Annotated in this window: 6 protein-coding genes; 4 read left to right on the top strand and 2 right to left on the bottom strand. The window is 68.1% G+C overall.

The features are described 5' to 3' along the window. Together ACIQ6S_RS14060 and clpS are read right to left on the bottom strand one after the other, a co-directional pair. A partial coding sequence (locus tag ACIQ6S_RS14060; RefSeq protein WP_397608899.1) for an AAA family ATPase occupies nt 1–922 on the bottom strand: 922 nt, incomplete at its 3' end. Between the two features lie 39 nt (nt 923–961). After that, the gene (gene clpS / locus ACIQ6S_RS14055; protein WP_397608898.1) at nt 962–1288 is read right to left on the bottom strand and encodes an ATP-dependent Clp protease adapter ClpS; all 327 of its coding nucleotides are present in this window, start codon (nt 1286–1288) and stop codon (nt 962–964) included. A gap of 136 nt (nt 1289–1424) precedes the next feature. Here clpS and ACIQ6S_RS14050 point away from each other — a divergent pair, with 136 nt between their 5' ends. The 4 genes from ACIQ6S_RS14050 to ACIQ6S_RS14035 all read left to right on the top strand — a co-directional run. After that, nucleotides 1425–1886, top strand: coding sequence for an NUDIX hydrolase (locus ACIQ6S_RS14050; RefSeq protein WP_397608897.1), 462 nt, complete (start codon nt 1425–1427; stop codon nt 1884–1886). Nucleotides 1887–1905: 19 nt separating this feature from the next. Then, nucleotides 1906–3051 carry a tRNA 2-thiouridine(34) synthase MnmA gene (gene mnmA / locus ACIQ6S_RS14045; RefSeq protein WP_397608900.1) on the top strand — a complete coding sequence of 382 codons (1146 nt, stop codon included), beginning with the start codon at nt 1906–1908 and terminating at the stop codon, nt 3049–3051. Beyond that, a complete protein-coding gene (locus ACIQ6S_RS14040) occupies nt 3048–3668 on the top strand; it encodes a lysogenization protein HflD (RefSeq protein WP_397608896.1) in 621 nt (206 codons plus the stop codon). Before mnmA ends, ACIQ6S_RS14040 begins: the two co-directional genes overlap by 4 nt. Nucleotides 3669–3777: 109 nt before the next feature. Next, the coding region (locus ACIQ6S_RS14035) for an aconitate hydratase (RefSeq protein WP_397608895.1) at nt 3778–5423 on the top strand (1646 nt) is incomplete at its 3' end.

Raw genomic sequence — 5423 nt, 5'->3', positions numbered from 1 at the left:
ACGCATCCATCGTGCCACCCGACGCCGAACCCGCACCGATGATGGTGTGGATCTCGTCGATGAACAGGATGGCGTTCGGCTCCTTCTTGATCTGGTTGACCACGGCCTTCAGGCGCTTCTCGAAGTCACCGCGGTACTTGGTGCCGGCGACCAGCGCGCCGAGGTCGAGCGAATAGACCGTGGCGTCCTTCAGCACGTCCGGAACGTCGCCCTCGACGATGCGCCAGGCGAGGCCTTCCGCCAACGCGGTTTTGCCCACGCCGGCCTCACCGACGTAGAGCGGGTTGTTCTTGCGGCGACGGCAAAGCACCTGGATCGTGCGCTCGATCTCCGCCTCGCGGCCGATCAGCGGGTCGATCTTGCCTTCGCGGGCAAGCTGGTTGAGGTTGGCCGCGAATTCCTCGAGCGGATTCTGCTTCGGCTGGCCGTCATCGCCCGTCTCGCCTTCCGACTTCGGCGCATCGGCCGGCTTGGCGTCGGTCGACTCGCCGCTCTTGGCGACGCCGTGCGAGATGTAGTTGACGACGTCGAGCCGGGTCACGTCCTGCTGCTGCAGGTGATAGACCGCGTGGCTGTCCTTCTCGCCGAAGATCGCCACCAGCACGTTGGCACCGGTCACTTCCTTCCGGCCGCTGCTCTGCACGTGGTAGACGGCGCGCTGGAGGACGCGCTGGAAGCCCAGCGTGGGCTGCGTGTCGCGGGTGTCGTCCTCGGGGAGGATCGGCACCGTCTCGGCGATGACGTTGCGCAGGTCTTGCCCGAGACGCCCGTTGTCGGAGCCGCAGGCCTTCAGGACCTGGACCGCCGAGGCGTTGTCGAGCAGCGCCAGCAGCAGGTGCTCGACCGTCATGAACTCATGGCGGGCTTCGCGGGCCTGCTTGTAGCACTGGCCGATGGTGAATTCGAGATCTTTGCTGAACATTCGGGGCCTCCAGGGCAATGACCCGGATATGGGGGCGGCTCAGGCCTTTTCCATCGTGCACATCAGCGGATGCTGGTGCGTCCGGGAAAAATCGTTCACCTGCGACACTTTCGTTTCTGCCACTTCGCGTGTGTAGACGCCGCAGACGCCCTTGCCGCGGGTGTGCACGTGCAGCATCACCTGGGTGGCTTTCTCGCGGTTCATGCCGAAGAACACCTGCAGCACCTCGATGACGAAATCCATCGGGGTGTAGTCATCGTTCAGCAGGACGACCCGGTACAGCGACGGGCGTTCCAGTTCGGGCTTGGCCGTCTCGACGGCGAGGCCGCGTTCATGTTCGGAATCGGGGCGTTCGTGTTGGCTCATGCGGGCAGTATATGAGGCGCTTCGCGCGCGACGGCAAGGGCCGGAAGCGAGGCGCGCGAACGTGGACGCTGCGGGATGCGGGCGTCACAATGCGGGCTTCCCCCGATCTGGCCGCCGCGCGGCCGCGGAGTCCGCATTGAGCTATCGCCAAGGCCGCTTCTGGCAACCCGATGTGACGGTCGCGACCGTGGTCTTTCGTGATGGCCGCCTGCTGGTCGTGGAGGAAGAGGTCGGGGGTCGCCGGGTGCTGAACCAGCCCGCCGGACACCTCGAGCCGGACGAAGCCATCGTCGATGCCGCGATCCGGGAGACGCTGGAGGAAACCGGCTGGACGGTGCGGCTGACCGCCTTCGTAGGCGCCTACCAGTGGCAGGCGCCGGAAACCGGCCGCAGCTATCTCCGCCTCGCCTTCACCGCGGAACCGGTGGCGCACGACCCCGAGCGGCCGCTGGACGCCGGCATCGTGCAGGCGCACTGGCTGACGCCCTCGGAATTGCGCGCCCGCGAGGCCGAACACCGCAGCCCGCTGGTTTGGCGCGTGGTGCAGGACGCCCTCGACGGGCGCCGCTTGCCCTTGGAGTCGGTGGCGGCGCTGTGAGGGGCCGGCGGTGAATGCCGTGGCGGCGCGCGTCATCGTCGGCATGTCCGGCGGTGTCGATTCCTCGGTGGCGGCGTGCCTGCTTCGCGAGCGCGGCGAGTCCCTGGCCGGCCTGTTCATGCAGAACTGGGACGAGGACGGCAGCGGCGAGTGCCGCGCCGAGGACGATCGCCGGGACGCCCTGAAGGTCTGCGGCCAGCTGGGCCTGCCCTTCATCGCGCGCAATTTCGCCGCCGATTACTGGTCCGGCGTGTTCGAGACTTTCCTCGCCGAGTACCGGGCCGGGCGCACGCCGAACCCGGACGTGCTCTGCAACCGCGAGATCAAGTTCAAGACTTTCCTCGACGAGGCGAAGGCGCTGGGCGCGGAAAAGATCGCCACCGGGCACTACGCCCGCGTGGACGAGGTCGACGGGCGCTGGCGGCTGCTGCGCGGGGTCGACGCCTCCAAGGACCAGAGTTACTTCCTCCACCAGCTGGGGCAGGCGCAGTTGGCCCACACACTGTTCCCGGTGGGCGAGCTGCCGAAGTCCGAAGTACGGGCCATCGCCGCCCGGCTGGGGCTTGCCACAGCGAAGAAAAAGGACAGCACCGGCATCTGCTTCATCGGCGAGCGTGATTTCCGCGCATTCCTCGCCCAGTACATCGCGATCACGCCCGGCGAGATCGTCGATGCCGACGGCCAGGTTCTGGGCCGCCACGATGGCATCGCCTTCTACACCCTGGGCCAGCGCGAGGGCCTGCGGATCGGTGGCGTCCGGGGACGGCCCGACGCGCCCTGGTTCGTGGTCGGCAAGGACACGGAACGCAACCGCCTGGTCGTCGAACAGGGCGAAACCCCACTGCTGAAGTCTTCGACGCTGCGCAGCGAAGCCTTCCATTGGATCGCTGGCGGGCCGCCGGCCTTCCCGCTGCGCTGCGAGGCGCAGGTGCGCTACCGCCAGCCGCCACAGGCGTGCACGGTCCTCCCCCGGGACGATCACGGCGTGGACGTCCGTTTCGACGAACCCCAGCGCGCCGTCACGCCCGGCCAATCGCTGGTGCTCTACCGTGGCGACGAGTGCCTGGGCGGCGCGATCATCGCCGCGACCGACGCCCCGCTCGACCCGCTTCGCGGTACCGTCGCCGCCTCCCTCGCCCCCTTTCCTGCCCCTGCGTCCCCATGATCGAACGCGTCATCGCCCTCGCCGCCCTGGCGCAATCCCTCAAGCTCGTCCAGCAGCTCGCCTCGCTGGGCCAGACCGAACAGCACCCGGAGTCGGTCCTGTTCGACAGCCTGTTCCGCTTCGAGGCCGACGACGCCGAGACGATCTATGGCGGCACCGAGACGCTGGGGCGCGGCCTCGATCGCGGCCTTCGGGAGCTCCTCGCCCTGCTCGGCCATGGACCGAAGGATCCCGCCGTTGGGCGCATGGGCCTGACCCTGCTCGCCCTGGAACGCAGCTTCGTGCGCCACCCGACCGCCGGGGACCGCGTCCAATCGACGCTGCGCGATGTCGAACGGCAGCGCCAGCACCTCGGCCCGATGCACCCGACGGTGATCAACCGGCTCGGCGACCTCTATGCCGAGCAGGTGAGCCCGATCGGACAGCGCGTGCTCGTGCAGGGCAACCCGGTCTACCTCGGCCAGCCGCCGATCGTGGCCGAAGTGCGCGCCCTGCTCCTCTGCGGTCTTCGCGCCGCGGTGCTCTGGCGCCAGATGGGGGGCACCCGGCTGGATTTCCTGCTCCGCCGCCGGGCCATGACCGAAGCCGCGCATCAATTGCTGTCGCCGCTCGACTGAGGCCGCCCCGGACCGTGACGGCTTCCGGCATAATTCACGCCTGCCAGCGCCCCGCCGTGAGGCGGTGCGACCGGACCCTTTTCGCCGCACCACCAGCCTGGAGCCATCCATGAGCGACTCCTTCGCCACCCGCGACACGCTTGCCGTCAACGGCAAGTCCTACGCCTTCTACAGCCTGCCCAAGCTGGGCCAGCGCTTCGACATCAAGCGCCTGCCCTACTCGATGAAGATCCTTCTCGAGAACCTGCTGCGCTGCGAGGACGGCGTCACCGTCAACGCGGGCCATATCGAGGCCGTGGCGAAGTGGGAGCCGAAGAAGGAGCCGGACACCGAGATCGCCTTCATGCCGGCGCGCGTGGTGCTGCAGGACTTCACCGGCGTGCCCTGCGTGGTCGACCTCGCTGCCATGCGTGATGCGGTCAAGAAGCTGGGCGGTGATCCGAAGCGCATCAACCCGCTGATCCCGTCGGAGCTGGTCATCGACCACTCGGTGCAGGTCGACGTGTTCGGCAAGCCCTCGGCGGCCGACGAGAACGGCGTGTTCGAGTTCACCCGCAACAAGGAGCGCTACAGCTTCCTGCGCTGGGGCCAGAAGGCGTTCGACAACTTCAAGGTCGTGCCGCCGAACACCGGCATCGTCCACCAGGTGAACCTCGAGAACCTGGCGCGCGTGGTCATGACCCGCACGATCGACGGCGTCGAGCACGCCTTCCCGGATACGGTCTATGGCACCGACTCGCACACCACGATGATCAACGGCATCGGCGTGTTGGGCTGGGGCGTGGGCGGCATCGAGGCTGAAGCCGCGATGCTCGGCCAGTCCTCGTCGATGCTGATCCCGCAGGTCGTGGGCTTCAAGCTCACCGGCAAGCTGCCGGAAGGCGCCACCGCCACCGACCTCGTGCTCACCGTCACCCAGATGCTCCGCAAGCACGGCGTGGTCGGCAAGTTCGTCGAGTTCTACGGCGACGGCCTCGACCAGCTGCCGCTGGCCGACCGCGCCACCATCGCCAACATGGCCCCGGAATACGGCGCGACCTGCGGCATCTTCCCGATCGACGGCGAATCGCTGAACTACCTGCGTCTCTCGGGCCGTTCGGCCGAGCAGATCGCGCTGGTCGAGGCCTATGCCAAGGCCCAGGGCCTGTGGCGCGACCCCTCGGTGGAAGCCGAATACAGCTCGACGCTCGGCCTCGATATGGGGAGCGTGCTTCCCTCGCTGGCCGGCCCGAAGCGCCCGCAGGACCGCGTGCTGCTCTCCGACATGCAGAAGGTCTACCGCGAGTCGCTGAAGCCGATGGCCGAGGCGCGCGCCGCCAAGACCCCGGCCAAGGCCTCGGGTGAAGCCGACTTCCAAGGCACCAAGCTGAAGGACGGCGCGGTGGTCATCGCCGCCATCACCTCCTGCACCAACACCTCGAACCCGGCAGTGATGCTGGGCGCCGGCCTGCTGGCCCGCAACGCCGTGGCCAAGGGCCTCAAGGTCGCGCCGTGGGTGAAGACCTCCCTCGGCCCGGGCTCGCTCGTCGTCACCGATTACCTGAAGAAGGGTGGCGTGATGGATGACCTGGAAGCGCTCGGCTTCCACGTCGTCGGCTACGGCTGCACCACCTGCATCGGCAACTCCGGCCCGCTGCCGGAGGCCGTCTCGAAGGCGATCGCCGAGGGTGACCTCGTCGTGACCTCGGTGCTCTCGGGCAACCGCAACTTCGAAGGCCGCGTGCACGCCGAAGTGAAGATGAACTACCTGGCCTC

The organism is Silanimonas sp. (genome assembly GCF_044377035.1).
In the GTDB taxonomy this organism is placed as follows: domain Bacteria; phylum Pseudomonadota; class Gammaproteobacteria; order Xanthomonadales; family Xanthomonadaceae; genus Silanimonas.
Note: the sequence above shows the minus strand (reverse complement) of the source record. Positions and strands in the feature narration are given on the sequence as shown.